General features: G+C 67.7%; 26 protein-coding genes. 6 read left to right on the forward strand and 20 right to left on the reverse strand.

The genetic code is table 11. The features are described from left to right. Window positions 1-376 precede the first annotated feature (376 nt). The 3 genes from argJ to IM543_06005 are packed head-to-tail and all read left to right on the forward strand — an operon-like array spanning window position 377 to window position 2,953. The gene (argJ, locus tag IM543_05995; GenBank protein ID QOY95412.1) at window positions 377-1,615 is read left to right on the forward strand and encodes a bifunctional glutamate N-acetyltransferase/amino-acid acetyltransferase ArgJ; all 1,239 of its coding nucleotides are present in this window, start codon (window positions 377-379) and stop codon (window positions 1,613-1,615) included. Between the two features lie 16 nt (window positions 1,616-1,631). Further along, window positions 1,632-2,519: an ATP-binding protein gene (locus IM543_06000; GenBank protein QOY95413.1), complete on the forward strand. Its 888-nt coding sequence runs from the start codon at window positions 1,632-1,634 to the stop codon at window positions 2,517-2,519. Further along, on the forward strand, window positions 2,516-2,953 hold the full coding sequence (locus tag IM543_06005) for an NUDIX domain-containing protein (protein QOY95414.1): 438 nt from the start codon (window positions 2,516-2,518) through the stop codon (window positions 2,951-2,953). Before IM543_06000 ends, IM543_06005 begins: the two co-directional genes overlap by 4 nt. Before the next feature lie 61 nt (window positions 2,954-3,014). Here the strand turns inward: IM543_06005 and yacG are convergent, their stop codons facing one another. The 4 genes from yacG to IM543_06025 all read right to left on the reverse strand — a co-directional run bounded on the left by yacG (window position 3,015) and on the right by IM543_06025 (window position 5,577). After that, complete coding sequence (yacG, locus tag IM543_06010) at window positions 3,015-3,197, reverse strand: DNA gyrase inhibitor YacG (protein QOY95415.1); 183 nt, start codon at window positions 3,195-3,197, stop codon at window positions 3,015-3,017. A gap of 18 nt (window positions 3,198-3,215) precedes the next feature. Beyond that, a complete protein-coding gene (gene zapD / locus IM543_06015; protein QOY95416.1) occupies window positions 3,216-3,971 on the reverse strand; it encodes a cell division protein ZapD in 756 nt (251 codons plus the stop codon). A gap of 91 nt (window positions 3,972-4,062) precedes the next feature. Further along, window positions 4,063-4,692 (reverse strand): dephospho-CoA kinase, encoded by a 630-nt coding sequence (locus IM543_06020; GenBank protein QOY96541.1) that lies wholly within the window; start codon window positions 4,690-4,692, stop codon window positions 4,063-4,065. Window positions 4,693-4,704: 12 nt separating this feature from the next. Next, on the reverse strand, window positions 4,705-5,577 hold the full coding sequence (locus IM543_06025) for a prepilin peptidase (protein QOY95417.1): 873 nt from the start codon (window positions 5,575-5,577) through the stop codon (window positions 4,705-4,707). Between the two features lie 233 nt (window positions 5,578-5,810). Here IM543_06025 and IM543_06030 point away from each other — a divergent pair, with 233 nt between their 5' ends. Further along, window positions 5,811-7,193, forward strand: a complete 1,383-nt coding sequence (locus IM543_06030) for a hypothetical protein (protein ID QOY95418.1) — start codon at window positions 5,811-5,813, stop codon at window positions 7,191-7,193. On the opposite strand, the gene IM543_06035 is transcribed toward IM543_06030, so the two are convergent. The 9 genes from IM543_06035 to IM543_06075 form a co-directional block, all read right to left on the reverse strand. Beyond that, window positions 7,190-7,474 (reverse strand): monovalent cation/H(+) antiporter subunit G, encoded by a 285-nt coding sequence (locus IM543_06035; protein QOY95419.1) that lies wholly within the window; start codon window positions 7,472-7,474, stop codon window positions 7,190-7,192. The two genes, IM543_06030 and IM543_06035, sit on opposite strands and share 4 nt — an antisense overlap. After that, window positions 7,471-7,737 carry a hypothetical protein gene (locus IM543_06040; GenBank protein QOY95420.1) on the reverse strand — a complete coding sequence of 89 codons (267 nt, stop codon included), beginning with the start codon at window positions 7,735-7,737 and terminating at the stop codon, window positions 7,471-7,473. Before IM543_06040 ends, IM543_06035 begins: the two co-directional genes overlap by 4 nt. Next, complete coding sequence (locus IM543_06045) at window positions 7,734-8,075, reverse strand: Na+/H+ antiporter subunit E (GenBank protein ID QOY95421.1); 342 nt, start codon at window positions 8,073-8,075, stop codon at window positions 7,734-7,736. The genes IM543_06040 and IM543_06045 overlap by 4 nt, the downstream gene beginning before the upstream one ends. Further along, window positions 8,072-9,541, reverse strand: a complete 1,470-nt coding sequence (locus IM543_06050; protein ID QOY95422.1) for a Na+/H+ antiporter subunit D — start codon at window positions 9,539-9,541, stop codon at window positions 8,072-8,074. Before IM543_06050 ends, IM543_06045 begins: the two co-directional genes overlap by 4 nt. Continuing rightward, window positions 9,538-9,924, reverse strand: a complete 387-nt coding sequence (locus IM543_06055; protein QOY95423.1) for an NADH-quinone oxidoreductase subunit K — start codon at window positions 9,922-9,924, stop codon at window positions 9,538-9,540. The genes IM543_06050 and IM543_06055 overlap by 4 nt, the downstream gene beginning before the upstream one ends. Continuing rightward, complete coding sequence (locus tag IM543_06060) at window positions 9,921-10,346, reverse strand: MnhB domain-containing protein (protein QOY95424.1); 426 nt, start codon at window positions 10,344-10,346, stop codon at window positions 9,921-9,923. Before IM543_06060 ends, IM543_06055 begins: the two co-directional genes overlap by 4 nt. Then, window positions 10,343-12,598, reverse strand: coding sequence for a DUF4040 domain-containing protein (locus tag IM543_06065; protein ID QOY95425.1), 2,256 nt, complete (start codon window positions 12,596-12,598; stop codon window positions 10,343-10,345). The genes IM543_06060 and IM543_06065 overlap by 4 nt, the downstream gene beginning before the upstream one ends. 32 nt (window positions 12,599-12,630) lie before the next feature. Further along, the gene (locus tag IM543_06070) at window positions 12,631-13,716 is read right to left on the reverse strand and encodes a calcium/sodium antiporter (protein QOY95426.1); all 1,086 of its coding nucleotides are present in this window, start codon (window positions 13,714-13,716) and stop codon (window positions 12,631-12,633) included. Window positions 13,717-13,888: 172 nt separating this feature from the next. Beyond that, window positions 13,889-14,311 carry a TerB family tellurite resistance protein gene (locus tag IM543_06075; GenBank protein QOY95427.1) on the reverse strand — a complete coding sequence of 141 codons (423 nt, stop codon included), beginning with the start codon at window positions 14,309-14,311 and terminating at the stop codon, window positions 13,889-13,891. A gap of 113 nt (window positions 14,312-14,424) precedes the next feature. Here IM543_06075 and IM543_06080 point away from each other — a divergent pair, with 113 nt between their 5' ends. Next, the gene (locus IM543_06080; GenBank protein QOY95428.1) at window positions 14,425-15,324 is read left to right on the forward strand and encodes a LysR family transcriptional regulator; all 900 of its coding nucleotides are present in this window, start codon (window positions 14,425-14,427) and stop codon (window positions 15,322-15,324) included. A 122-nt stretch (window positions 15,325-15,446) separates the two neighbouring features. On the opposite strand, the gene IM543_06085 is transcribed toward IM543_06080, so the two are convergent. The 7 genes from IM543_06085 to uraH all read right to left on the reverse strand — a co-directional run bounded on the left by IM543_06085 (window position 15,447) and on the right by uraH (window position 23,360). Continuing rightward, on the reverse strand, window positions 15,447-16,682 hold the full coding sequence (locus IM543_06085; protein ID QOY95429.1) for a type II secretion system F family protein: 1,236 nt from the start codon (window positions 16,680-16,682) through the stop codon (window positions 15,447-15,449). Window positions 16,683-16,700: 18 nt separating this feature from the next. After that, entirely contained in the window at window positions 16,701-18,425 is a 1,725-nt protein-coding gene (gene pilB / locus IM543_06090) for a type IV-A pilus assembly ATPase PilB (protein QOY95430.1), read from the reverse strand. A gap of 392 nt (window positions 18,426-18,817) precedes the next feature. Beyond that, window positions 18,818-20,380 carry a chemotaxis protein gene (locus tag IM543_06095; GenBank protein ID QOY95431.1) on the reverse strand — a complete coding sequence of 521 codons (1,563 nt, stop codon included), beginning with the start codon at window positions 20,378-20,380 and terminating at the stop codon, window positions 18,818-18,820. Between the two features lie 101 nt (window positions 20,381-20,481). Next, window positions 20,482-20,889 carry a hypothetical protein gene (locus tag IM543_06100; GenBank protein QOY96542.1) on the reverse strand — a complete coding sequence of 136 codons (408 nt, stop codon included), beginning with the start codon at window positions 20,887-20,889 and terminating at the stop codon, window positions 20,482-20,484. Between the two features lie 19 nt (window positions 20,890-20,908). Continuing rightward, window positions 20,909-22,165, reverse strand: a complete 1,257-nt coding sequence (locus IM543_06105) for a hypothetical protein (protein QOY95432.1) — start codon at window positions 22,163-22,165, stop codon at window positions 20,909-20,911. Between the two features lie 201 nt (window positions 22,166-22,366). After that, the gene (locus IM543_06110; GenBank protein QOY95433.1) at window positions 22,367-22,924 is read right to left on the reverse strand and encodes an ATP-dependent Clp protease proteolytic subunit; all 558 of its coding nucleotides are present in this window, start codon (window positions 22,922-22,924) and stop codon (window positions 22,367-22,369) included. A 67-nt stretch (window positions 22,925-22,991) separates the two neighbouring features. Then, on the reverse strand, window positions 22,992-23,360 hold the full coding sequence (gene uraH / locus IM543_06115) for a hydroxyisourate hydrolase (protein ID QOY95434.1): 369 nt from the start codon (window positions 23,358-23,360) through the stop codon (window positions 22,992-22,994). A 93-nt stretch (window positions 23,361-23,453) separates the two neighbouring features. On the opposite strand from uraH, the gene puuE reads away from it, so the two are divergent. Further along, the gene (puuE, locus tag IM543_06120) at window positions 23,454-24,407 is read left to right on the forward strand and encodes an allantoinase PuuE (protein ID QOY95435.1); all 954 of its coding nucleotides are present in this window, start codon (window positions 23,454-23,456) and stop codon (window positions 24,405-24,407) included. The last annotated feature ends 119 nt before the right edge of the window (window positions 24,408-24,526 follow it).

Consider the following 24,526-nt stretch of genomic DNA (forward strand, 5'->3'; position numbering starts at 1 on the left):
GCCTGGCACGACCAATAAACGATGCGTTTTCCGGGCCTGATGAGTATATGCATACTCCGGAGACGGAAATCGTAAGCCTTTGATTTAGAACAATATTTCTGCAGAAATTAATCGTGCGCAAGGTGCTGCTGAAAGTCGGTCCATCAACCCGCATTATGGGGCTGTAAGTACGGGTTATCGCTTCATGCAGAATGCATAAAATCTGCGTAAAACCGGCATAAAAACTGGCATGAAAACCGGCATAAAAATCGGCATAAAAATCGGCAAGAAACCGGCATGAATGCCGGTGCCTGCCAGGCGCCGGGCAGGCCTGCTCGCCGCAGTCGCCGCTGGCGGTACAATATCGGATTACCTATCTTTTCTTTAAGAGATCGCCATGGCCGTCAATTCCCCCCTGCCCGTCGCAGCCGACCTGAAACCCGTCAACGGCATCGAGATCGGCTACGCCGAAGCCGGCATCAAGAAGCCCAACCGCAAGGACCTGCTGGTGATGAAGCTGGCCGAAGCTGCGACCGTGGCCGGTGTCTTCACCAGGAACCGCTTCTGCGCCGCGCCGGTCCAGGTGAGCAAGGCCAACCTGGCGGCCGTGAAGGCTGGCGGCAAGCCGATCCGCGCGCTGGTGGTCAACACCGGCAACGCCAACGCCGGCACCGGCGAGCCGGGCCTGGCCGATGCGCAGGCCACCTGTGCGGAAGTGGCCAAGCTGCTGGGCATCGACGCCCAGCAGGTGCTGCCGTTCTCCACCGGCGTGATCCTCGAGCCGCTGCCGATCCAGAAGATCGTCGCCGGCCTGCCGGCCGCGGTAAGCAACCTGAAGGCCGACAACTGGTTCAACGCCGCCGAGGCGATCATGACCACCGATACCCAGCCGAAGGCAGCCTCGCGCACCGTGACCATCGGCGAGCACACGGTGACCATGACCGGCATCAGCAAGGGCGCTGGCATGATCAAGCCGAACATGGCGACCATGCTGGGCTACCTGGCCATCGATGCGCGCGTGGCGCAGCCGGTGCTCGACGAACTGGTGAAGTACGCGGCCGACCATTCGTTCAACAGCATCACGATCGATGGCGACACCTCGACCAACGATTCCTTCATCATCGTGGCCACCGGCGCCGGCAGCCTGCGCGTGGACGCCGCCTCCGGCGTCGAATACGAAGCACTCAAGGCGGCCGTGACCGACATCTCGCGCAACCTGGCGCAGCAGATCATCCGCGACGGCGAAGGCGCGACCAAGTTCATGACCATCACGGTGGAGCAGGGCGTCGATGTCGAGGAGTGCCGCAAGATCGCCTACGCGATCGCGCACTCGCCGCTGGTCAAGACCGCCTTCTTCGCCTCGGACCCGAACCTGGGCCGCATCCTGGCCGCGGTCGGCTACGCCGGCGTGGACGACCTCGACACCACCAAACTCGACCTCTACCTGGACGACGTCTGGGTGGCCAAGAGCGGCGGCCGCCATCCGGACTACAAGGAAGAAGACGGCCAGCGCGTGATGAAGCAAAGCGAGATCACCGTGCGCGTCACCCTGGGCCGTGGCGAGGCCACCGCCACCGTCTGGACCTGCGACCTGTCGCACGACTACGTGTCGATCAACGCCGACTACCGTTCCTGATGGCGCGTCACGGTCGATGACGCCCCTGGAACAGTTCCTGCACCGCGCCGAAGCCCTGCTGGCGCGGGTGGAGGCGGTGCTGCCGCCCGCCGTGCCGCGCGAGCCGGACTGGAAGCGCAGCTTTGCCTTCCGCTGGCGCACGCGGCCCAACGGCGCAGGGAAGTACCTGGCGCCGGTGCTGCATGCCTCGGGCATCCGGCTCGAGGACCTGCAGCACGTCGATCTTCAAAAGCGCCAGATCGAGCGCAACACCCGCCAGTTCGTGCAGCGCCGTCCGGCCAACAACGTGCTGCTGACCGGGGCGCGCGGCACCGGCAAGTCGTCGCTGATCAAGGCCTGCCTGAACGGCTTCGCAAGCGAAGGCCTGCGCCTGATCGAAGTGGACAAGGCCGACCTGGCCGACCTGCCCGACATCGTCGACCTGGTGGCGGGAAGGCCGGAGCGCTTCGTGATCTTCTGCGACGACCTCTCGTTCGAGGAAGGCGAGCGCGGCTACAAGGCGCTCAAGGTGGCGCTGGACGGCAGCATCGCGGCGCAATCGGACAATGTGCTGATCTACGCGACCTCGAACCGGCGCCACCTGCTGCCCGAAAAAATGTCGGACAACGCCGGCTACACGCATGGCGAGGATGGCGACCTGCATCCGGGCGAGACGGTCGAAGAGAAGATCTCGCTGTCGGAGCGCTTCGGCCTGTGGCTGTCCTTCTATCCGTTCAGGCAGGACGACTACCTCGGCATCGTGGCGCACTGGCTGGCCAGCTTCGGCTGCACCCGGCAGCAGATCGACGCGGCGCGCCAGGAAGCCCTGCAATGGGCCTTGCAGCGCGGCTCGCGCTCGGGCCGGGTGGCATGGCAATTTGCCAAAGACTACGCCGGCAGGCTCCCTGAAAGTGAAGACGCATGACTGAAACAGCTGTAACAACAGCTTCGGCAAAACCGATCGACGTCGCGGTCGGCATCCTGATGCGCCCCAACGGCGACGTGCTGCTGGGCCAGCGCCCGGACGGCAAGCCGTATGCCGGCTATTGGGAATTCCCGGGCGGGAAGGTCGAGCCGGGCGAGGACATCTTCCACGCGCTGCAGCGCGAGTTCGTCGAAGAGCTGGGAATACAGGTCCTCGGCGGCGAGGCCTGGTGCTGCGTCGAGCACGTGTACGAGCATGCGCACGTGCGCCTGTACTTCTACATTTGCCGCGCGTGGACGGGTGAGCCGCAAAGCCTGGAAGGGCAGGCCTTTGCGTGGCAGGGCGGGTACAGCGTCAGCCCGCTGTTGCCGGCGACGATACCCTTGCTGGAGTGGCTCGACCAGGTGCGGTTCGCCGGATCGCAGGCTGCTTGAACGCGCGGTCGGCAAGGCCGACCACCCTACGAAGGCGAACCGGCCGCCAGCGCGCGCATCCTCAATCGTCGCCCGGCTTGTCGTCCTGCGGGTCGTTCGGCGCGGCGCCGGGAATCGTGTATTTCTCTTCGGCCCAGGCGCCCAGGTCGATCTGCTTGCAGCGCTCGGAGCAGAACGGGCGAAACTTGTTCGCCGGGGTCCATTCGACCTTCTTGCCGCAGGTCGGGCAGGCTACAACAGTCATTTCAATACCAATCAGAAATCAGAAGTTACAGAGGGTCAGGTCGAAGGGCACGTCTTCTTCCAGGGCCTTCGGCTTGCAGTCGCCGTCCTGGGTGGTGAAGCGCACCCACAGCATATACTTGTTGGCCGAGATTTCGGGGATCGCACCCAGGGTCTCGTCGATCGACAGGCGCAGCATCTGGTACACCTTCCCCTGCAGCATCTGCTGGTAGCTGCCCCCCAGGGCGATCATCTTGGAAGGTCCGCCGGAGTCGCGCAGCAGGCGTAGCACCAGGGCCAGGGCCTCGAACAGCGGGGCCAAGGGGGCGAACCAGCCCATGATGTCGGCCTGGCGCTGCCCGGCCGGGCGATGCTGCCAGGCGTAATACGAGGGCAGGTCGAACTCGCAGGCGCCGCCCGGGATGATGGTGCGGCCGCGGATGCTCATCAGCCACTCGTTGTCGCGCACGTTCTGGCCGGTCTTGCCTTGCGACGCCACCAGGGCGCCGCTCACGCTGTCCAGTTCGGCCAGCACGGCGTCGAGTGCATCGACGGCGACGTTGGGATTGCTGCGGTAGGTCAGCAGGCTCTGCTTCTGCCGCTCGAGTTCCTGCAGCAGGTCGGACTTGAGGTCGGCCCGGCCCGCGACTTCCAGCATGTCGAAGATCGTGGCGAGCGCCACGTGGTGCTGCATCGGATGCTCTTGATGCACAAAGAACTTGAACTTGTCGTACAGGTCTTCCAGCCGCAACAACGTGCGAATCCGCTCGTTGAAAGGATATTCGTAGACGATCAAAATGACATTCCTCTGAATGTAGGCTGGCGGGCAACCCCATGATTCTGAACCATGCTGCGCAAAATTACAAATCCCACATTGACTTAGCTCACTAACTTTGGATTAGTTTGCTTTGAGATAAATACATTGCGTGCAATCTCTCCACCTGTGGACGCAATGCATCGAGCCCATCGTCGTTGAGGATGATATCGTCGGCCGCCGCCCGGCGCTGTTCGCGCGTGACCTGGGCCGCCATGATGGCGCGCACCTGGGCTTCTGCCAATCCGTTCCTGGCCATCACGCGCGCAATCTGCACGTCTTCCGGGCAGTCGATCGCCAGCACGCGGGTGACGCGATCGCGCCAGCTGCCGGACTCGATCAGGAGGGGCACGACGAAGATCACGTAGTCGCCGCTGGCAATGCTTGCCGCGGCGGCGGTGGCGTCGCGGATGCGCGGATGCAGGATCGCTTCCAGCCGCGCGCGCGCCGTGTCGTCGCTGAACACGAGCGCGCGCATCCTGGCCCGGTCGAGTGCGCCTTCCGGCGTGGCGAAGTCGGCGCCGAATTCGGCCAGCAGGGCCGGCATCGCCGCGCCGTGCGGGGCGGTGAGCGCGTGGGCGATCTGGTCGGTGTCGATCACCGAGGCGCCGAGGGCGGCGAACAGGTCGGCCACGGTCGTCTTGCCGCAGCCGATGCCGCCGGTGAGACCGACGGAGAAGGCGAGGGGATGCGGCGCGTCCATCGGGCTGCTCACCTAGCCGGCCACGACGGCTTGCAGCCCGGCGCTGATGCTGCTGCCGTAGAGCAGGGCGATCAGGCCGGCCGCGGCCAGGTAGGGGCCGAACGGAATCGGCTTGTCGCGGCCGCGCTTGGCGAACACGATCAGGCTGATGCCCACCACCGCGCCTACCACCGAGGACAGCAGGATGATGGTCGGCAGCATTTGCCAGCCGAGCCAGGCGCCGAGGGCCGCCAGCAGCTTGAAGTCGCCGTAGCCCATGCCTTCCTTGCCGGTGACCAGCTTGAACAGCCAGTACACCGCCCACAGCACCAGGTAGCCGGCGGCGGCGCCGACCACGGCGTCCTGCAACGGAACGAAGGTCCCTTGCAGGTTCACCAGCAGGCCGGCCCACAGCAGCGGATAGGTCAGGTCGTCCGGCAGCAGCTGGGTGTCGATGTCGATGAAGGTCATCGCCACCAGCAGGAACAGGAACAGCAGCGTCGCCAGGCCGGCCAGGCCGCTGCCGAAGGTCCACACCAGCACGCCCGCCAGCAGGCCGGTGAGCAGCTCGACGGCCGGGTAGCGCGGCGAGATCGGGGCCTGGCACTTGCGGCACTTGCCGCGCAAGGCGAGCCAGCTGATCACCGGGATGTTTTCCAGCGCCGTGATCCCGTGGCCGCAATGCGGGCAGCTCGATCTCGGCACCATCAGGTTGTAGCGGTCGGTGTGCGGCGGCTCCTTGCCGCTTTCCTGGGCCACGTAGTTATCGGATTCGCGCTGCATCATCTTCGGAATCCGGTGGATGACCACGTTCAGGAAACTGCCGACGAGCAGCCCGAACAGGGCAGCCACCAGGGTGGCGCTGAGTGTGGCCGGCGGGGCGAACAGAAAAGATTCCGGGGGCATGGCGGCAGGGTCCGATCAGAAGGCAGAGGGAGAGGCGGAAGTAGGCGATTCAGGGCAAAAAGATTCTCTATATCAACCTATTGTAGAGCTTTCCCGCGATTTGGCGAAGCTTCCGTCGACAGGCCATTGTCCGGGCGCTCTGGCGCACGATTGTGGGGGATCATGCCCCGGCTGTGGCGCGCGGCTAGGCTGACCCTGGAGAAGCCTTGTTCCGCTACTGCCGGAGACCTGCAATGCCGCACCCGACACTGACTTTCCTGAATCACGCCTGCTTCATGGTGCGTACCGATGGCGCGCTGCTGGTATCCGATCCCTGGCTCGAGGGGGCAGTGCTGGACGGCGCCTGGAGCCTGCTCGACGGTTCGACCAGCAACGCAGCCCTGCTCGAGACGCTCAACGCGGCCGGCGTGCCGGTCTATATCTGGTGCTCGCGCGCCCAGCCCGACCATTTCTCGCTGGCCTTCCTGCGCCGCTTCCGCAGCGAATTCCGCGGCATCGCCACCTTTCTCTACCGGCCGGGGCGCGACATGCGCATCCTCGATGAGCTGCGGCGCCAGCGGCTGCCGGTGGCCCCGTGCCCGGACGGCGTCACGGTGGCGCTGGCGGGCGACCTGCGCCTGACCGCGCTGGCCAACGGCGACGGCGACACCGCCTGCCTGATCGGCTGCGGCGGACGCAGCATCCTCAACCTGGGCGACCGCGCCCTGCCCACCGCGGCCGCCTGCCATGCCGCGGCGCCGCGCATCGGCAAGGCGGCTTCGCGCATCGACCTGCTGCTCACCGGCTTCGGCAGCATGGGCTGGTGCGGCAACCCGGAGCAGTTTGCGCTGCGCGAAGCCGCCTCCAGGGCGGCGGTGGAGCGCCTGGCGGCGCAGGTCGAGCGCTTCCGGCCGAAGCTGGTGCTGCCGCTGGCCTCGTTTGCGCGCTTTGCGCGGGCCGACAATGTGTGGCTCAACGGCGGCAGGCTGGCGCCGGCCGAGCTGCTGGAGCTGTCGCGGCTCGACAAGCTGCGCGGCGTGCTGCGCTTCCTGGCGCCCGGCACCTGCATCGACCTGCAGCGCGATACGCCCGCTAGCCTGGCGCCCGCGCACGAGCGGGCACTGGCGTACTGGACCGAACGCTGGCGCGAGCGCCCGCCACCGCTGCCGCGCCCGCCGCAAGCCTCGCTGGGCGAACTGAAGGCGGCATTTTCCCGCTACCGCGAGCGGGTCACCACAGGCATGCACGTGTTGCCCGCGCTGCTTGAGCGGCTGCGCCTGCTCAAGCCCTTGCTGCTGCACCTGCCCGACCTGCGTCAGACCGTAGAACTGTCCTACCGGAATGGATTCCGCCTGCGGCCGCGCGCCAATGGCGAACTGCCCGCGGCGCATGTGGCCATGTTTTCCGGAACGGCGCTGCAGTTGCTGCGCGCCGAAGACGGCTTCGATACCGTCTATGCCGGCGGCTGCTTCTGGACGCTGCGGCGCAGCGGCCTGTCGACCTTCGGCCGCTTCTTCCTGCCGCAGCGGATGGGGCGGCGCGGCGCCGACCGGCGCCGGCCCCTCAGGATGGGCGGCTACCTGTGGCGGGCCCTGGTGGGACGGATGGCGCGCCAGTTGCAGGCGGCGCTGCGCTAGGCATCCGCTTGGTCGGCCGCGGCCGCGGCGCGCGCCAGCGCGTGCGAGGCGACCGGCACCGTCAGCGCCAGCAGCACGACCAGCGCCCCGATCCGGATCCACCAGGCGGCGGAAGGCTGCAGCACGGCCAGCCCCGCCAACATGAAGCCCAGCGCCAGGGTCGCCGCCTTGGTGGCCGCATGCTGGCGCGACAGGGCATCGGGCAGGCGCAGCAGGCCGAGCGCCGCCACCGCCAGCAGCGCCGCGCCTGTCACCATCAGCAGCCATCCGAGCGTGCTCATGGCGCGTCTCCGCGCCCGGCGCCGGCACGCAGCGCCGAGGCCCAGCACACGGTGCCGAAAAACGCGACCAGGGCGAAGCCGAGCGCCACGTCCAGGAAGGCCGTATTGCCGGTGCGCGCGGCGGCGATCACGCAGGCCGCGAGGGCGCAGGCCCCCAGGATGTCTACGGCCACCAGCCGGTTGGCGCTGCCCGGCAGGCGGCGGAACGCCTCCAGCACCAGCAGCAGCGTCACACCCAACAGTATCTCGGCCCAGATCGTCATGGTCCCACCTCCTTGGCGAACAGCGCCCGTACGGCGCTTTCGAACAGCGAACGGATTTCCTGCAGCGTGGCCTCGGCGGCGGCGGCGTCGAGCAGATGCAGGCGGATGCGCCCGGCGGCGACGTCGACATCGACTGCCGTGGTGCCGGGCGTGAGGCAGATCAGGCAGGCCAGCACGGTGGTGGCGGCCGGCCCCATCGGCGAGAAATGATAGTCGGCGAAACCCGGGGCGAAGCCACGCTCCGGACGCAGGATGCGCCACGAAATCTGCCAGCCCGAGCGGGCGACCGCCGCGAACAGGCGCCACAGTAGAAGGAAGCCGGCGGCGATGCGCTTCATGGCCGTCCTCCGGCGGGCGACGGCGCCATGCTGCCGGCCGCTGCGCCCAGGAAGTCGATCAGCGGGCCGGGAAACAGGCCGATGCCCAGCGCCAGCAGCGACAGCGCGCCGCTGGCCAGCCAAGCGCGCGGCGCCAGTACGGCCGGCGCCGCGGGCTCCGGTGCGGGGGCCGGTTTCCAGAATGCCTCGATCCAGATCTTGCTCATCGACAGCAGGGTGAGGGCGCCGGTGAGCAAGGCGAACGCCATCCACAGGTAGTGCTCCTGGCCGAAACCTTCACGGACCACCAGCAGCTTGGCCCAGAATCCCGACAGCGGCGGAATCCCGACCAGCGCAGCCGCTCCCAGCGCGAACAGGGCGGCCAGCGCCGGATCGCTGCCGGCCAGCCCGCCGATGCGGCGCAGGTCGTAGTGGCCGCCGCGGCGCGCGATCATGTCGGCGATCAGGTACAGGTTGGCCTTGACCAGGATGTGATGGATGCTGAAGAACAGCGCCGCCGCGATGCCGGCGGCGCCGCCCAGCGCCGCCGCCAGCAGGATATAGCCCATCTGGCTGACGCTATGGAAGGCCAGGATGCGGCGCAGGTCGTAGTGATAGACCGCGCCCATCACGCCCACGATCATGGTGGCCACCGCGATCCAGCCCAGGCCCTGGGCATACGCGGGCGCGCCGGCCGGGAACACCTCGCCGAGCACGCGCAGCAGCGCGAAGGCGCCGACCTTGGCCCCGAGCGCGGTGAACAGCGCCAGCACCGGCGCCGGCGCGGTCGGGTAGGCGGCCGGGAGCCAGAACAGGAAGGGGAAGGCGGCGGCCTTGATCAGGAGCGCGACCATCAGCAGCGCGCCCAGCAGCAGGGCCAGCGGATCGGCGCCGCGCCCGGCCAGCGCGGCGCCCAGCGCCGCATAGTTGAGCTGCCCGGTCAGGCCGTACAGTCCGGCCACCGCCGCCAGCAGCAGGACCGTGCCGAACAGGCTCAGGACGAGGTATTTCAGGCCCGCTTCGAGCTGCGCAGGCCGGCGTCCCGCCACGATCAGCCCGAGCGCCGAGATCAGCATCACCTCGAACCAGACGTACAGGTTGAACAGGTCGGCGGTGGCGTAGGCGCCGCCGGCCCCGGCCAGCAGGCCGTGCAGCAGGGGCGGGCCGGACGGCGCCGCCAGCACCCCGCCGCGGCTTGGGTAGCCCAGCACCGCCAGCGCCAGCACGGCATTGACGGTCAACATCAGCGCGGCGGCGCGGTCGATGCGGAAGGCGATCGCGAACGGGGCCTCCCAGCCGCCGAAGCGTGCCTCCAGCGTCGCGCCGCCGATGGCGCCGTGCAGCAGCAGCAAGGCGCACAGCAGCAGCAGGGAGGCGCCGGCCAGGCTGGCGGCGCGCTGGCGCGCCGGGCGCCGGGCCAGGCCGAGCGTCAGCGCCGCCGTGAGCAGCGGCACCAGCACCGGCGACGCGGCCAGCACCCCGTTCATGGCAATTCTCCCGGATCGCCGTTCGCGCGCGCCGGCGGCTCGGCCAGTTCCAGCGCGTCGGCGTCGGCGCGCTCGTCATGCGCCGCCAGCGCCAGCGCCAGGGCGATGGCGAAACAGGCAAAGGCGAAGCCGATCACGATCGCGGTCAACACCAGCGCTTGCGGCACCGGGTTGGCGACCAGTCCGGGCGGCGCGGCGGCGCCGGCGGCAAGCAGCGGCGGCGCGGCCTGTTCCAGGCGTCCGGCCGCGAACGCAAACAGGTTCACTGCCGAGCCGAGCAGGGCCAGGCCGACCGCGATCGATATCAGGTCGCGCGAGCTCGCCAGGTACAGGCCGCTTGCCGCCACCACGGCCACGCTTGCCGCAATCGCCCATTCGATCATCGCAGATTCTCCAGCAAGCGCAGGCAGAAGCCGCCGAGCGCGCCCCAGACGCACAATGCCACGCCGAGGTCGAACAGCAGCACGGTGGAGAGCTTGAGCGCCAGGTCGCCGGCGCCCAGTTCGCCCCACCAGTGGGTCAGGAAGTCCTGCCCCAGCGCCAGCGCCGGCAGGCCGCTGGCCGCCGCCAGCGCGAGGCCAAGCGCGCTCAGGCCGAGCGGCGCGAGCGGCAGGCGTGCGCGTGCCGCCGCGCTGCCGAACACCAGGGCGTGGGCGGCGCTTGCCGCCACCGCCACCAGGGCGGCAACGAAGCCGCCGCCCGGCGCGTTATGGCCGCGCAGCAGCAGCCACAGGGCGGCCGCCAGCATGATCCAGTACAGCGTGGACACGGCGTTTTCCAGCACGATCGAGCGATCCGGATTCATGGGGCATTCCTCCTGCGGCGCAGGCGGCGCGCCAGCGGCCGTGCCGCCAGGGCCGCCAGCATGAGCACGGCGATCTCGCCGAGCGTGTCGAGGGCGCGGAAGTCGACGATGATGACGTTGACCACGTTGCGTCCGTGCGCCTGCGGCACGCTCTGCGCCAGGAAGTACTCGGACATGGCGGCATCGAAGGGCCGGTCGCCCAGCGCCAGCAGCGCGGCGCCGAGCAGCAGCCCAAAGGCCAGGGCGATGCCGGCCCGCCAGGCGCCGGCACGGCCGGCGTCCGCGTGCTGCCGCGGGCGGTAGCGGTGCAGCGCCACCGCGGCCACCGCCACGAACACGGTCTCCACGACCAGCTGGGTGAGGGCCAGGTCGGGCGCGCCGCGAAACAGGAACACGATCGCGCTGCCGGCCCCGACCGCGCCGGTGGCGAGCAGGCGCTGCAGGGTGTCGCGGCCGCGCACGGCCAGCCCGGCGCCGAGGATGATGGCCAGGCAGCCGGCCAGCACACCCGCTCCGTCCGCGCCGGCGGCCCGCGGCGCGCCGAACGACAGGCCAAAGGCCCAGGGAGCGGCGAACAGCACCGTGGCGGCGGCGCTCAGGCCCAGGTAGCGGCCCAGGCGGCCGGACTGCAGGGCGCCGATCAGCATGCCGGCCCCATGCTTGAGGCCGCGCAGCGCGGCGCCGTAGGCGGCGGCAGGGCCGGCGCGGTCGAGGAAGCGCAGCCGCTCGAGCAGGCGGTGCAGGCGGTTCCAGCCGACATAGACCGCCGCCCCGACCGCCCACACGATGGCGAAGCCCTCAAGGCGCAGCAGCCACTCGGGGGCCAGGACTGCATCGGCGCGCTGCAGGCCGGGTGCGATCATGCGCGCGGCGTCGGTCACCAGGGTTTCGGCCAGCGACGGGAACAACCCCAGCGCAATGCCGAGACCGGCCAGCGCCAGCGGCGGGACCGTGAGCCGCCAGCCGCCCTCGTGCGGCGCATGGCCGGCGGGATGTTCCGGCCGGCCGAAGAAGATGCGCACTGCCGCCACGCTCGCGACCGCCACGCCGACCGTGCTCACCAGCAGGCTGGCGCCTTCGACCACCCACAGCACGTCGCTGACTTCCTTGGCCGCCTTGACGCTGTCCTTGGCGATGAAGCCGATGGTGGCCGGCAGCCCGGCCATCGAGACCCCCGCCAGCAGCGCCGCCAGCGCGGTGGCCGGCATGCCGTGGCGCAGTCCGCGCAGGCGGTCGATCAGGCGGGTGCCGGTGGCATGGTCGATGTTGCCGGCGACGAAGAACAGCGGCGCCTTGTACAGCGCATGGGCCAGCAGGAACGCCGCGAAGGCGAGCGCGCCGAGTTCGTTGGGCAAACCGATCAGCACGGTGAGCGTGCCCAGCGCCGAGACGGTGGACCAGGCCAGGATGCGCTTCAGGTCGCGTTCGCGCGGCGCCTGCACCGCCCCCCACAGTGCGGTGAGCGTGCCGATCGCCAGCAGCGTGCCTTCCCACCAGGGCACCGCCCCCATCGCCTCGTCGAAGCGGGCCATGACGTAGACCCCGAGGTTGACCATGGTGGCCGAGTGCAGGTAGGCCGAGACCGGGGTCGGCGCCGCCATCGCCCCCGGCAGCCAGAAGTGGAAGGGGAACTGGGCCGACTTGGTCATGGCGCCCAGCAGCACCAGCGCGGCGCCGGCCTGGAAGCGGGTGTCGGCCAGCACGGCCGGGTCGAGCCGGGCCAGGTCGCTCAGGCGCAGGCCGGGCGCGGCCAGCAGGATCAGGACGAAGCCGGCCAGCAGGGCCAGCCCGCCGGCGCCGGTGACCAGCAGCGCCTGGCGCGCGCTGTCGCGGCTGTCGGGATGGCCGTGCTCGAAGCCCACCAGCAGGAAGGACAGCAGGCTGGTCGCTTCCCAGAACAGCAGCAGGAGCAGCAGGTCGTCGGCCAGGATGGCGCCGCCCATGGCCAGCATGAAGGCGATCAGCAGCGCCATCAGCTGGCCGAGCCGCGCATGGCCGCGCAGGTAGCCGGGCGCATAGGCCAGCACCGCGGCGCCGACGGCGCACACCAGCAGCAGGAACAGGCGCGCCAGGCCGTCGGCGGCGAAGCCGAGCCGGATGCCGAGCGGGGCCACCCACGGCATCGACCAGCTGGCCAGCTCGCCCGGCAGGGCCGCCACCGCCGGCAGCAGCGCCAGCGGCAACAGCCAGGCCCAGCGGATCCAGGCCGCCTGGGGCATGCTTGCCTGTGCTGCCTGTGCTGCCTGTGCCATCGCGTTCCCCTGTCAGGATGGTCGGGTCGGGTTCAGGCGCGGCGGCGGTGCCGGACCTGCCATTCGCGCCAGGCCACCACCGCCAGCGTCAGGGCGAGCAGCGGCAGCACGGCCGTCATCATCACCGCGCTGTACGGGTGCAGCGCATCGTGTTGCTGGGCCGCCAGCAGCACGTACGCCATGTAGGCCGCATACAGGCCCAGGAACAGGGCGCCCTCCCAGCGCGCAATCAGGTTCCCGGTGAAGAACACCGGCAGGCAGGCGAGCGCCACCGCGATCATGACCGGAAAATCGAAAGCGAGGATCGAGGGGGCGACCGCGATCCCGGCCGGACTCACCGCGCTGGTCAGGCCCAGCACCGCAAGGATGTTGAAGATATTGCTGCCGATCACGTTGCCGACCGCGATGTCGCGCTGGCCGCGCAGCGCGGCGACGATCGAGGTGGCCACTTCCGGAAACGAGGTGCCGGCCGCGACGATCGTCAGGCCGATCACCAGCTCGCTGACCCCGAATGCCTTGGCGAAGCTGACCGCCGCCTCGACCAGCCAGTTGGCGCCCAGCACCAGCAGGCCGAGCCCGGCGCCGACCAGCAGCAGCTGCACGGCCGGGTGGCCTGCCCAGCCGGCGGCAGGCGCGGGCAGGTCGTCGGCCGGGCCGGCGCCGTCTGCCGGCTGGCGGCGCGACTGGCGGATCAGGAAAACGAGGTAGGCGACCAGCAGGCCCACCATCAGCACGCCGTCGGCGCGGCCGATGTGGCCGTCGGCCGCCAGCGCCAGCAGCAGCAGCGAGATGCCGATCATGACCGGCACTTCCTGGCGCACCAGCTGGCGCGCTACCAGCAGGGGAGTGATCAGGGCCGAAACACCGAGGATGAACAGGATGTTGAAGATGTTGCTGCCCACCACGTTGCCAAGCGCCAGGTCGGCGCGGCCGGAGAAGGAGGACTGCACGCTGATCGCCAGCTCCGGCGAACTGGTGCCGAAGGCGACCACGGTGAGCCCGACCACGAGGGGGGAAATGCCGAACGAGAGCGCGAGCCGGGAAGCGCCGCGCACCAGGGCTTCGGCGCCGGCGACCAGCGTGACCAGGCCGAGCAGGAACATGAGTACCGTCATCATTGCTGCTCCTTGTTATGCGGGAGGGGCGACGCGGACTGCTTGCAGAGGATTATATGCCTGTGCGGCCGCGCATCGCCGCCGGCAAGGCATACCGGCCAGGTCCAGGCCGGGGTGCGGGGGCAGGGCAGGACGAGCAGGTCCATGGCATCTCCGGTCGGGGATCAGGCCGGCCTCAGCCGGCCAGGGCGCGGGCAGGGGCGGTGGCCTCGTCCTGGCCGAACCAGGCGCGCGCCGCGCGCCGCACCAGCGTGGTCTCGCGATCGTCGAGATGACCGTCGGCCTCGATGATGTCGACCATGGTCTTCCACAGGCAGATCTGGAGGAGCGGATCGCGGATGTCGCGCAGCAGGGCGTCCAGCAGGGCCGGTTCGATTTCGACCATGCCGGCATGCCGGTTGGCGGCGGCGCCCAGCAGGTCTTCGCACAGTTCGCGCAAGGTGGTGTCGAAGGTGTCGTCGTCAACCTTGACCTGCTGCAGGAAGCTCGACCCGTGCATGGTGCGCACTTCGGACGGACTGACATGGCCGTCGACGATCATGGACAGGGCCAGGATGCGGCTCACTGCGGCGGGACTGTTGGCGGGATAAGTGTGCATGGCGACCTCGGTGATGTGAAAGTGAAATCACTATAGGGCCGCGCAATTATTAAGTAAAATCGATTAATCTTTCGCGAATCGTAAGTTTTATTGATTTTTATCCGGATGCCCCCATGCTCAATTACAAGCACCTTCATTACTTTCACGCCGTGGCCACGCTGGGAACCGTGGCGCGCGCGGCCGAACAACTGCACGTGACGGCGCAGGCGATCAGCATGCAGTTGCAGGTGCTGGAAGACCAGCTGGGCGAGAAGCTGTTCCAGAAGAAGGGCAGGCTGCTGGCGCTCACCGAGGCCGGCAAGACCGTGCTGCGTTACGCCGAGCAGATCTTTGACCTCGGCAACGAGCTCGAACAGGCGGTGCGGCGCGGCATGTTCACGGGGGACGAGACGCTGCGGGTCGGCATTTGCGACGTGATCGCCAAGACCATGGCCTTCCGCCTGCTGCAACCGGCGCGCGAAGCCGGCCTGGCGATGCGCCTGATCTGCCGCGAAGGCCGCTTCGAGGACCTGGTGCTCGACCTCACCACGCACAAGCTCGATCTGGTCATCGCCGACCAGGGCCTGCCGACCGGCGGCGCGGTGCGGGGCCACACCCGGCTGCTCGGTTCGAGCACCCTGACCGTGCTGGGCCACCCCGACCTGTGCCGGGCCTGGCATGGCGACTTTCCGCAACGCCTGAAGCACGCGCCCTTTCTCCTGCCGGGGCAGGAGGCGGCCATCCACAGCCAGCTGAAAAGCTGGTTCGAAACCCATGAGTTGCGGCCGATCACGGTGGGCGAATTCGATGACGGCGCGCTGCTCAAATCCTTTGCCCGCGCCGGCACCGGCTTCATGGTGACGCCGACGGTGCTGGCCGACATCGTGGCGGCCGAGAACGGCCTGGAGGCGATCGGCACCATCGACGGCATCGTCGAGCATTTCTACGCGGTGTCGGTGGAGCGGCGCGAGCGGCATCCGGCGGTGCGCCGCATCCTGGACGGGGCGGGGGCGATGTTCGGCCCCGCAGCCTGAGATGTCTGTGACGCCAAGCAAAGGCTCCGCCACTGCGCTCGCCACCGGTGTCGTTCTGCGTCCCGGAGCAGGCGCGCCTGCCCAGAGCTGTCCGACCTGGAACAGGCGCGCGGCGGCCTGCCCTACACCACCGAGCCCAGCTTGAAGATCGGCATGTACATCGCAATCACCAGCCCGCCAATCAAGACCCCCAGGATCACCATGATCAGGGGCTCCATCAGCGAGGACAGCGCCGCCACGGCCTCGTCGACCTCTTCTTCGAAGAAGTCGGCCACCTTGCCCAGCATGGCGTCGAGCGAGCCGGATTCCTCGCCGATCTGGACCATCTGGATCACCATGTTCGGGAACACGTTCACGTTCTGCATCGAGACCGTCAGGCTGGTGCCGGTGCTGACTTCGAGCTGGATCTTCCTGGTCGCTTCCAGGTAGACGTCGTTGCCGGCCGCGCCGCCGACCGAATCGAGCGCTTCGACCAGCGGGACGCCGGCCGCGAACATGGTCGACAGGGTGCGGGTCCAGCGCGCGATGGTGGCCTTGCGGATCACGGCGCCGAAGATCGGCAGGCGCAGCAGCAGGCGGTCCATCGCCTGCTGCATCCTGCGCGAGCGTTTCCAGGACTGGAAGAAGAAGTACAGGCCGGCGAACAGGCCGCCGAAGATCACGTACCACCAGGCCACGAAGAATTCCGAGATCGCCATCACGATCAGGGTCGGGGCCGGCAGGTCGGCGCCGAAGGTCTTGAACACTTCCTTGAAGGCCGGCACCACCCAGATCATGATGACCGCCGTGACCACGAAGGCGATGGCGATGATCGAGATCGGATACATCAGGGCCGACTTGATCTTGCCCTTGATGGCCAGCGTCTTTTCCTTGTAGATCGCCAGGCGGGTGAGCAGGTCTTCCAGGATGCCGGCCTGTTCGCCGGCGCCCACCAGGTTGCAGAACAGCGGGTCGAAGTAGAGCGGGTACTTGCGGAAGGCGTTGTTCAGGCTGGTGCCGGTCTCGACGTCGTTGCGCAGGTCCATGATCAGCCTGGCCATCGACGGGTTGCCGTGGCCCTTGCCGACGATGTCGAAGGCCTGCAGCAGCGGTACGCCGGCCTTCATCATGGTGGCCAGCTGGCGCGTGAACAGGCTCAGGTCCTTGTCGGTGATCTTGCGCCCGCTGCGGTAGGCCTTCTTCTTGACCTTGGTGACCAGGATACCCTGGCGGCGCAGGGTGACGTTGACGATCGCTTCGCCGCCGGCGCGCAGCTCGCCGCGCACGGTCTTGCCGGTCTTGTCCTTGCCTTCCCAGGCGTAGACCGATTCCTTGACCTGCACGCCGCCGCGGCTTCTGGTTTGTAGGGACGTTGCCATAGTGGTCCTGTGTTCGCCTTATTCGTTGGTGCAGCCGAGCACTTCTTCGAGACTCGTGAGGCCTTGTTTGACTTTCATCAGGCCCGAGCGGCGCAGTGAATTCACGCCGTCCTTCTCGGCCTGCTCGGCGATCTGCATCGAATTGCCGTGCGCCAGGATCAGGGCCTCGATGCTTGGGGTGATCGGCATCAGCTGGTAGATGCCGACCCGTCCCTTGTAGCCCGAGCCGAGGCAGCGGTCGCAGCCCACCGGGCCGTAGGGTTTCCAGCCGCCGTCCAGGTCGGCCTCGCGGTAGCCGGCCGCCAGCAGCACCTCGCGCCCCGTTTCCAGCGGCTGCTTGCAACTGCACAGGCGGCGCGCCAGGCGCTGGGCGGTGATCAGGATCACCGACGAGGCGATGTTGAAGGGCGCCACGCCCATGTTCATCAGGCGCGTCAGGGTCGAGGGCGCGTCGTTGGTGTGCAGGGTCGAGAACACCATGTGGCCGGTCTGGGCGGCCTTGATCGCGATGTCGGCGGTTTCCAGGTCGCGGATCTCGCCGACCATGATGATGTCCGGATCCTGGCGCAGGAAGGATTTCAGCGCCACCGGGAAGGTGAGGCCGGCCTTGTCGTTGACGTTGACCTGGTTCACGCCCGGCAGGTTGATCTCGGCCGGATCCTCCGCGGTCGAGATGTTGATGCCCGGCTTGTTCAGCACGTTCAGGCAGGTGTACAGCGACACCGTCTTGCCGGAACCGGTGGGGCCGGTGACCAGCACCATGCCGTAGGGGCGCGAGATCGCGTCCAGCAGCAGCGCCTTCTGCTCGGGATCGTAGCCGAGCGCGTCGATGCCCATCTGCGCCTGGGTGGCGTCGAGGATACGCATGACGGTCTTTTCGCCGAACAGCGTGGGCAGGGTGGAGACGCGGAAGTCGATGCTGCGGGTGGGGCCGACGATCAGGCGCATGCGGCCGTCCTGCGGCACGCGCTTTTCAGAAATGTCGAGCTTGGCCAGCACCTTGATGCGCGAGACCAGCTTTTCGCGGATCGACAGCGGCGGGCTGGCGTGGTCGCGCAGCACGCCGTCCACCCGCAAGCGGATGCGGTAGTACTTCTCGTAGGGCTCGAAGTGGATATCCGAGGCGCCCAGTTGCAGCGCATCCATCAAAATCTTGTTCAGGAAGCGCACGATCGGCGCGTCCTCGACTTCGCTGGCGTCGGGCGCCGCCACCGCCTGCGCTTCTTCCTCGGCGAACTCGATCTCGCCTTCCTCGCCGGCCAGCTCGTTCAGGCTCGCCTCGGCGCTCTTGGCCAGGTTTCCCAGCAGCTTGAGCAGGACGTCGTGGGCCACGATCACCGGCTCCACCGAGGCCTCGCTCTGGAACTTGATCTGGTCCAGGGCCTGGGTGTTGGTGGGGTCCGACAGCGCCACCGACATCTTGTTACCGCGCTTGGACAAGGCGATGACGCGCTGCGCCTGCATCAGCCTGGCGTCGATGGCGGTCGCGGGAATCGCTTCCGGCGCAAAGCTCGACAGGTCGAGCAGCGGGTAGCCGAAGGTCTCGGCGCAGAAGCTGGCCAGCGCGCCGGGCTCGATGATGGCGCTCTCGAGCAGCGCGTCGATGAAGGCGGTCTTGTCGGCGGCGGCCTTCTTGTGCAGCGCATCCGCCTGTCCCGGGCTCAGCCGATTCGCCTGCACGAGCGCCCGCGCCAGACCCGACAGGGGCGCACCGGTGATCGTGTTGGGAAGGACTGCTGCCATAAGGACAAAGGAAAGGGGAAGTACCCGGAAAGGATTCTTTGGATGATGCCTACAGGCATCAAATTTGTAAAGGATTCCGTCCCGGGAAGATGCGTATGCGCCACGGGAACAGGCGCTCGGACGGGCTTTCATGGTCCACCTGGCAACGCCTATGGTCGAGCCGATAATGAGTATGAATCGGCTGACAAGATGGCGTATTGACGGCGCCGGATGCGGCGGTCTGCGCCGTTTCACGGCCCGGCAGGCTGGCGAACCCTGGGGTGGGCGGCTCCACCCGGGGATTCACACGGTTCGCACCGTCGATGCCGGCCACACGTTCAAGGCTTTCGTGGGCACGGCGCCCGGCTGCTCACAGGCTGGCTGAACGCGTGGGCGGCGCCTGCGGGCCTTGCTTACCGCAATGCCAGGCGCTTGCCCGGACCCGACACCGCCGGTGCGGCGGCTTCCAGCTTGAACACCGACAGCGCCTGGGTCAGCTGGGTGGTCTGCTCGCTCAGCGACTCCGCCGCCGCCGAGGCTTCCTCGACCAGCGCCGAGTTCTGCTGGGTCATCTCGTCGATGCTGCCGATCGCGCGCCCGATGTCGTCGATGCCGGCGCTCTGGCGGGCGCCGGCGGCGCTGATCTCGGCCATGATGGTCTGCACCTTGCGCACCGATTCCACGATCTGGCCCATGGTCACGCCGGCTTCGTCGACCAGCGCGCTGCCGGCGCTCACCTTCGAGACCGAGTCGCCGATCAGTTCCTTGATCTCCTTGGCCGCCGCCGCCGAGCGCTGCGCCAGGTTGCGCACTTCGCCCGCCACGACCGCGAAACCGCGGCCCTGTTCGCCGGCGCGCGCCGCTTCCACGGCGGCGTTCAGCGCCAGGATATTGGTCTGGAAAGCGATGCCGTCGATGACCGAGATGATCTCGACGATCTTGTTGGCCGAGCTGTTGATGTCGCCCATGGTGCTCACCACGCCGCCGACCACCTGGCCGCCGCGGGTGGCGATGCTGGTCGCGGTCTCCACCAGCGCGTTGGCCTGGCTGGCGGCGCTGGCGTTCTCGCGCACGGCGCCGGTCAGCTCTTCCATCGAGCGGGTGGTGCGGTCCAGGCTCGACGCCTGCGATTCGGTGCGGCGCGCCAGGTCGGCATTGCCGCTCGCGATTTCCGAGCTGGCCATGGCGATGGTGTCGGCCGAGGCCTTGATCTCGGCGACCAGGGTCGCCAGGCGGCCGCGCATTTCCTTCAGCGCCACCAGCAGGCTGCCGCGGTCGCCGGCCTCGATGCGGATCTCGGTCGAGAGGTCGCCGCCGGCCACCGCCTGGGCGATCTCGCGCGCGTAGGCCGGTTCGCCGCCCAGCTGCTGCCAGATGGTGCGCACCACGAACCACGACACCACCGCCAGGCTGGCGATGACCACCAGTGCGGTGATGATCATCGACATCACGACCTTGTTGACGCTGTTCTTGCTGGCCTCGATGCCGGCGGCGAACTGGCGCTGGGCCGCGTCGTTGATCTTGGCCAGGTCGGTGTTCAGCACCGCCAGCGCCGACTGCATCTTGCCGACCACGGCCTGCGGGTCGCCCTGTTCCATTTCCAGCATGATGCGCGCGGCCGACAGGGCCGGCGCGTAATAGGCGTCGAATTCCTTGCCCAGGCGGGCGCCGACCTCGGCCTGGCCCGGGATCTGCCTGAATTTGTCCAGCCTGGCGCGCAGCCTGGTGGCCTGCTCGCCGATCTGGGTGATCTTTTCCTTGTCGCCTTCGGCAACGGAGTCGCGCAAGCCGTCGGCGACGGCGGCGACGTCCAGGGTAAGCGCCTTGGAGGCATCGAGCACCGGGTAATCGACGCTCGCGGTGGTGGTGATCGAGGTCAGCGCGCCGTTCGCGATCATCGCGCTGGCGCCGGCGCCGAGGCCGAAAATAATGGCGGAAATAACGGGCAGTGCCCAGATCCTGCGCTTGATGCTCATTGTAATGTCTCCAGAATGCAGAAACCGCCGACGGCACGAGGCCGGCGGCGGGTACTACCTGATCACGCAACTCGCACGCGCCAGGCGTGCCGGTCGTGTGCTTACGGTGCCGAGTAGACGACCTTGACGCTGCCGTCGACGGCGCTCTTGTCGATGTAGCCGATGGCCTTCGGGTTGGCGGCGACGGCGGCCTTGACGGCGGCGTTGTCGGCGACTTCCTTCGGCATCGTGGCCTTGCCGGTGAACACCAGCTTGGACCACAAGGCCTTGGCCTGGGAGGCGTCCTTGTCCGCGACCTTCTTGTAGAACTCGGCGCGGATCGCGCTCGAGTCCGACTGGTCGATCGGGGTCATGCTCGAGGACTTGCCGAGGAAGAACTGGGCGACCTGCTCCTTGGTCATGCTGGATTCGGCCGCTTTCGGGCTCACCACCACCACCACTTCGGCCATGGCCGACGGCGCGACAGCGCAAGCGCCGAGGGCGGCGAGGGCGAACAGCTTTGCAATCATCTTGTGCATGGTTCGCTCCTTAGAACACGAAGTCGAGGGCGACGGCGCCGACGGTCACGGTGTCGCGGAAACCCGGCTGGGCGTTCACGAACAGGCCGGTGCCGTTCTTCGGCTTGACGCGGTCGATCTGGGCCTTCAGGGCCACCGAGCTGGCGAAGTCCCAGCGCACGCCGATGCTGTCGGTGGACTGCTCGCCCTGGCCCACGCCGGCGTTCGGCAGGCGGCGCACGCCGACGCCCAGCTGCTGCAGGGTCGGGGTGCAGGCCGCCGGATAGCCGGTCGGGCAGGCTGCCGGAACGGTGTTGACGATGGCGCTGTCGATCTGCACCTTGCTGTGGCTGACGTAGGGCAGGAACTTGCCGATCCGATAGCCGCCCATCACGTACCACGAGGTGGTGTCGTTGATGTAGGTCTTGGTCTTGCGCTTGGCAAATTCGGTCTGGACCACGATGTTGTTCCAGTCCATGGTCAGGCCCAGCGAGCTGAACGAAGCGCGCTTGTCCTTCACTTCGATCTCGTCGGCCAGGACCGGCAGCTGGGCGAAGCGGTAACCGGCGCCGGCGGCACGCAGGCCAGCGACCAGGGTATTGAGCGAGGCCGAGTCGTCGATGGTGATCTCGCCGGTGGCGTGGCCGGCGCGGACCGTGAACGGACCGTGTTCGGCGCTGACGTTGAGCGCGGCCAGTTTCTTGCCCTTGGCGTGGATGTTGCCCGAGATTGGGGACTTCACGTTGCCGTAGGCCAGTTGCGAGGTCACGGTGGTGTCGCCGAAGCCGTGCTGCCAGGTGACATCGAGGCCGTCGACGCTGTTGAACGGCACCTGCGAATACACTTCCGCCGGCGGACGCAGCATGGTGTTGGCGTAGCCGACGTTGCGGTAGTCGGAAATCATGAACACCGGCAGGCCGACGCGGCCGATACGCACGCTGACTTCATCCGAAATGCGGGCCTTGGCGAACGCCCAGCTCAGTTCGGCGCCGTAGCTGTCTTCGGCGTCGCGGCGCACCAGGCCCTGGGCAGTCAGCGACAGCCAGCTGTTGACCGGCATGTCGGCCTGCAGGCCGAGGTTCGAATCGATGCCGGTGCGGAAATCCCTGGACGAGCCGCTGGCCTGGTTCGGACGCGCGAACTCGGCCTTGTCGGTATCGGCGTAGGTCAGGGCACCAGTGCCGAAACCACTGATTTTTACGGAAGGGAAGCCGGTGCCGTCTTGCGCATTGGCCGTCGAGGCCGCCAGCGAAAGCGCGAGCAGGCTTGCGATTACAGTTTTTTTCATCATCGTTCTTATTGCAGAAGCTGCTCGAGGAGGGCGGCGCCGACAGGGCAGCAGCAGGCAGCGCCGTGGAATCTGAATTTCATTCTATCCACGAGGAAATATTTACAGCAATAGGAAAGATGATAATTGGTGAGAATTGGCTTGCGCCAACTTATCTACCGTTGTTCAATTGAAACAGAATATTGTCAGTTTGTTGCGTTTTTAGTTCCACCAGTGACAGGCCGTCCCGGCCGGCGGCAATTGTGCCTGCACGGCGCGATGGACGATGCCGGCCTTGACCGCCTCGTCGGCATCGAAGATGCGGGCACTGCCCGTGAGATTGTGGCGGATATCGGTGGCGTTACCGGCCGCGGTGGTGGCCTGGAGGAAGATCGTCGCATAGCGCTCGGCATCGAAATCGAGGCAGTCGCGCCACTCGGACACCCGCGAGTGGTCGGCCGCGACCAGGCTGCCAAAGCCCCAGTGCAGCGGATGGATCAGGAAGCGGGTGCCGGGGCAGGCGTAGCGCTTCTGGCCGGCCAGGAAGATGACCACGGCCACCGACTCCACGCTGCCGATGTTGTGCGTGGTGAGCGGCACCGGCAGCGACTTCAGGAAGAAATACAGGGCGAAGCCGGCCGTCATGTTGCCGCCCTCGCTCGACAGGTGCAATTCGATCTCGGTCGCGCCATTCTGCAGCGCCTGCAGGCAGTTATTCCGGATCGCACTGGCGGAATTATGGTTGATCGGTCCGATGAAATGAACGATGTGCATTGCCATGGGCTCTCCCTCGCGGTGAGCCCGAGCATAGCAAGATTCACGCCCCGGCCGCGTCCGGAAGGCGGTTCTAGCTGCCCCGGTAGGTCGAGTAGGACCAGGGCGTCATCACCAGCGGCACGTGGTAGTTCTGGTCGGCGTCGGCGATGCCGAAGGCGATCGTGATGCGGTCGAGGAAGCGCAGCCGGGGCGGGGGCAAGTCCACGCCCTGGGCGGCGAAGTAGTCGCCGGCATGGAACACCAGTTCATAGCGGCCGGGCCGCAGTTGGGCGCCTTCCAGCAGCGGCGCGGCGCAGCGGCCGTCGGCATTGGTGAGCTCGGTCTTGATCAGGGCGCGGCCGCCGCCTTCGGGTGCATCGATGCCGTACAGCTCGACCCTGACGCCGGCGCCGGGGCGGCCGTGGGCGGTATCGAGCACGTGGGTGGAGAGTTTGCCCATATCGGAAGCAAGAGTGGAAGTATGCGGGCAATCATATACCCTTGTGCTTCCAGCAATATATGATCGCCGATATACCTGTCTTTTCGCCAGCCCATGGACACCTACACGCATTATCCGCGCGACCTGGTCGGCTACGGCCGCACACCTCCCCACCCGCAGTGGCCCGGACGGGCCCGCGTGGCCCTGCAGTTCGTGCTGAACTACGAGGAGGGCGGCGAGAATTGCGTGCTGCATGGCGATCCGGCCTCGGAGACCTTTCTCTCCGAGATCATCGGTGCCCAGGCCTACCCGATGCGCCACATGAGCATGGAGTCGCTCTACGAATACGGTTCGCGCGCCGGCCTGTGGCGGGTGCTGCGCCTGTTCGAGGAGCGTCGCCTGCCGCTGACGGTGTTCGCGGTGGCGATGGCCCTGAAACGCCATCCGGAGGCGGCCAGCGCCTTCCGCGAACTGGGCCACGAGATCGCCTGCCACGGCCTGCGCTGGATCTCGTACCAGAACGTCGACGAGGCGACCGAGCGCGCGCACATGGCGGAGGCGGTCCGGATCATCCGCGACCTGGCCGGCGCAGCGCCGCTGGGCTGGTACACCGGACGCGACTCGCCCAACACGCGCCGCCTGGTGGTCGAGCACGGCGGCTTTGCCTACGACGCCGACCACTACGGCGACGACCTGCCGTTCTGGCAGCAGGTGGCGACGCGCGACGCCGAGGGCGGCGAACGGCTGCAGCCGCACCTGGTGGTACCCTACACTCTCGACACCAACGACATGCGCTTCGCCGCCATGCAGGGTTTCAATTCGGGCACCCAGTTCTTCGACTACCTGAAGGATGCCTTCGACGTCCTGTACGCGGAAGGCGACCCGGCCGGCCTGGACCAGCCGAAGATGCTGTCGATCGGCCTGCATTGCCGCCTCGTCGGGCGGCCGGCGCGGGCCGCGGCGCTGGCCCGCTTCCTCGATTACGTGCTCGGGCACGACGGGGTCTGGATCACGCGCCGCATCGACATCGCGAATCACTGGAAAACCCTGCATCCTTTCCTAAAATGAGAGGAAAAGCCCATTCATTAGATATGCTGATATATTGATAAGCAATATATAGATTTGCTTATAAGTGAAATGCTTGCGGGTGGTAGCCTTCCGCCCTTGCCCCAGCGTGTTGCCCCAGG

The organism is Massilia sp. UMI-21 (assembly GCA_015277795.1).
In the GTDB taxonomy this organism is placed as follows: Bacteria; Pseudomonadota; Gammaproteobacteria; order Burkholderiales; family Burkholderiaceae_D; genus Telluria.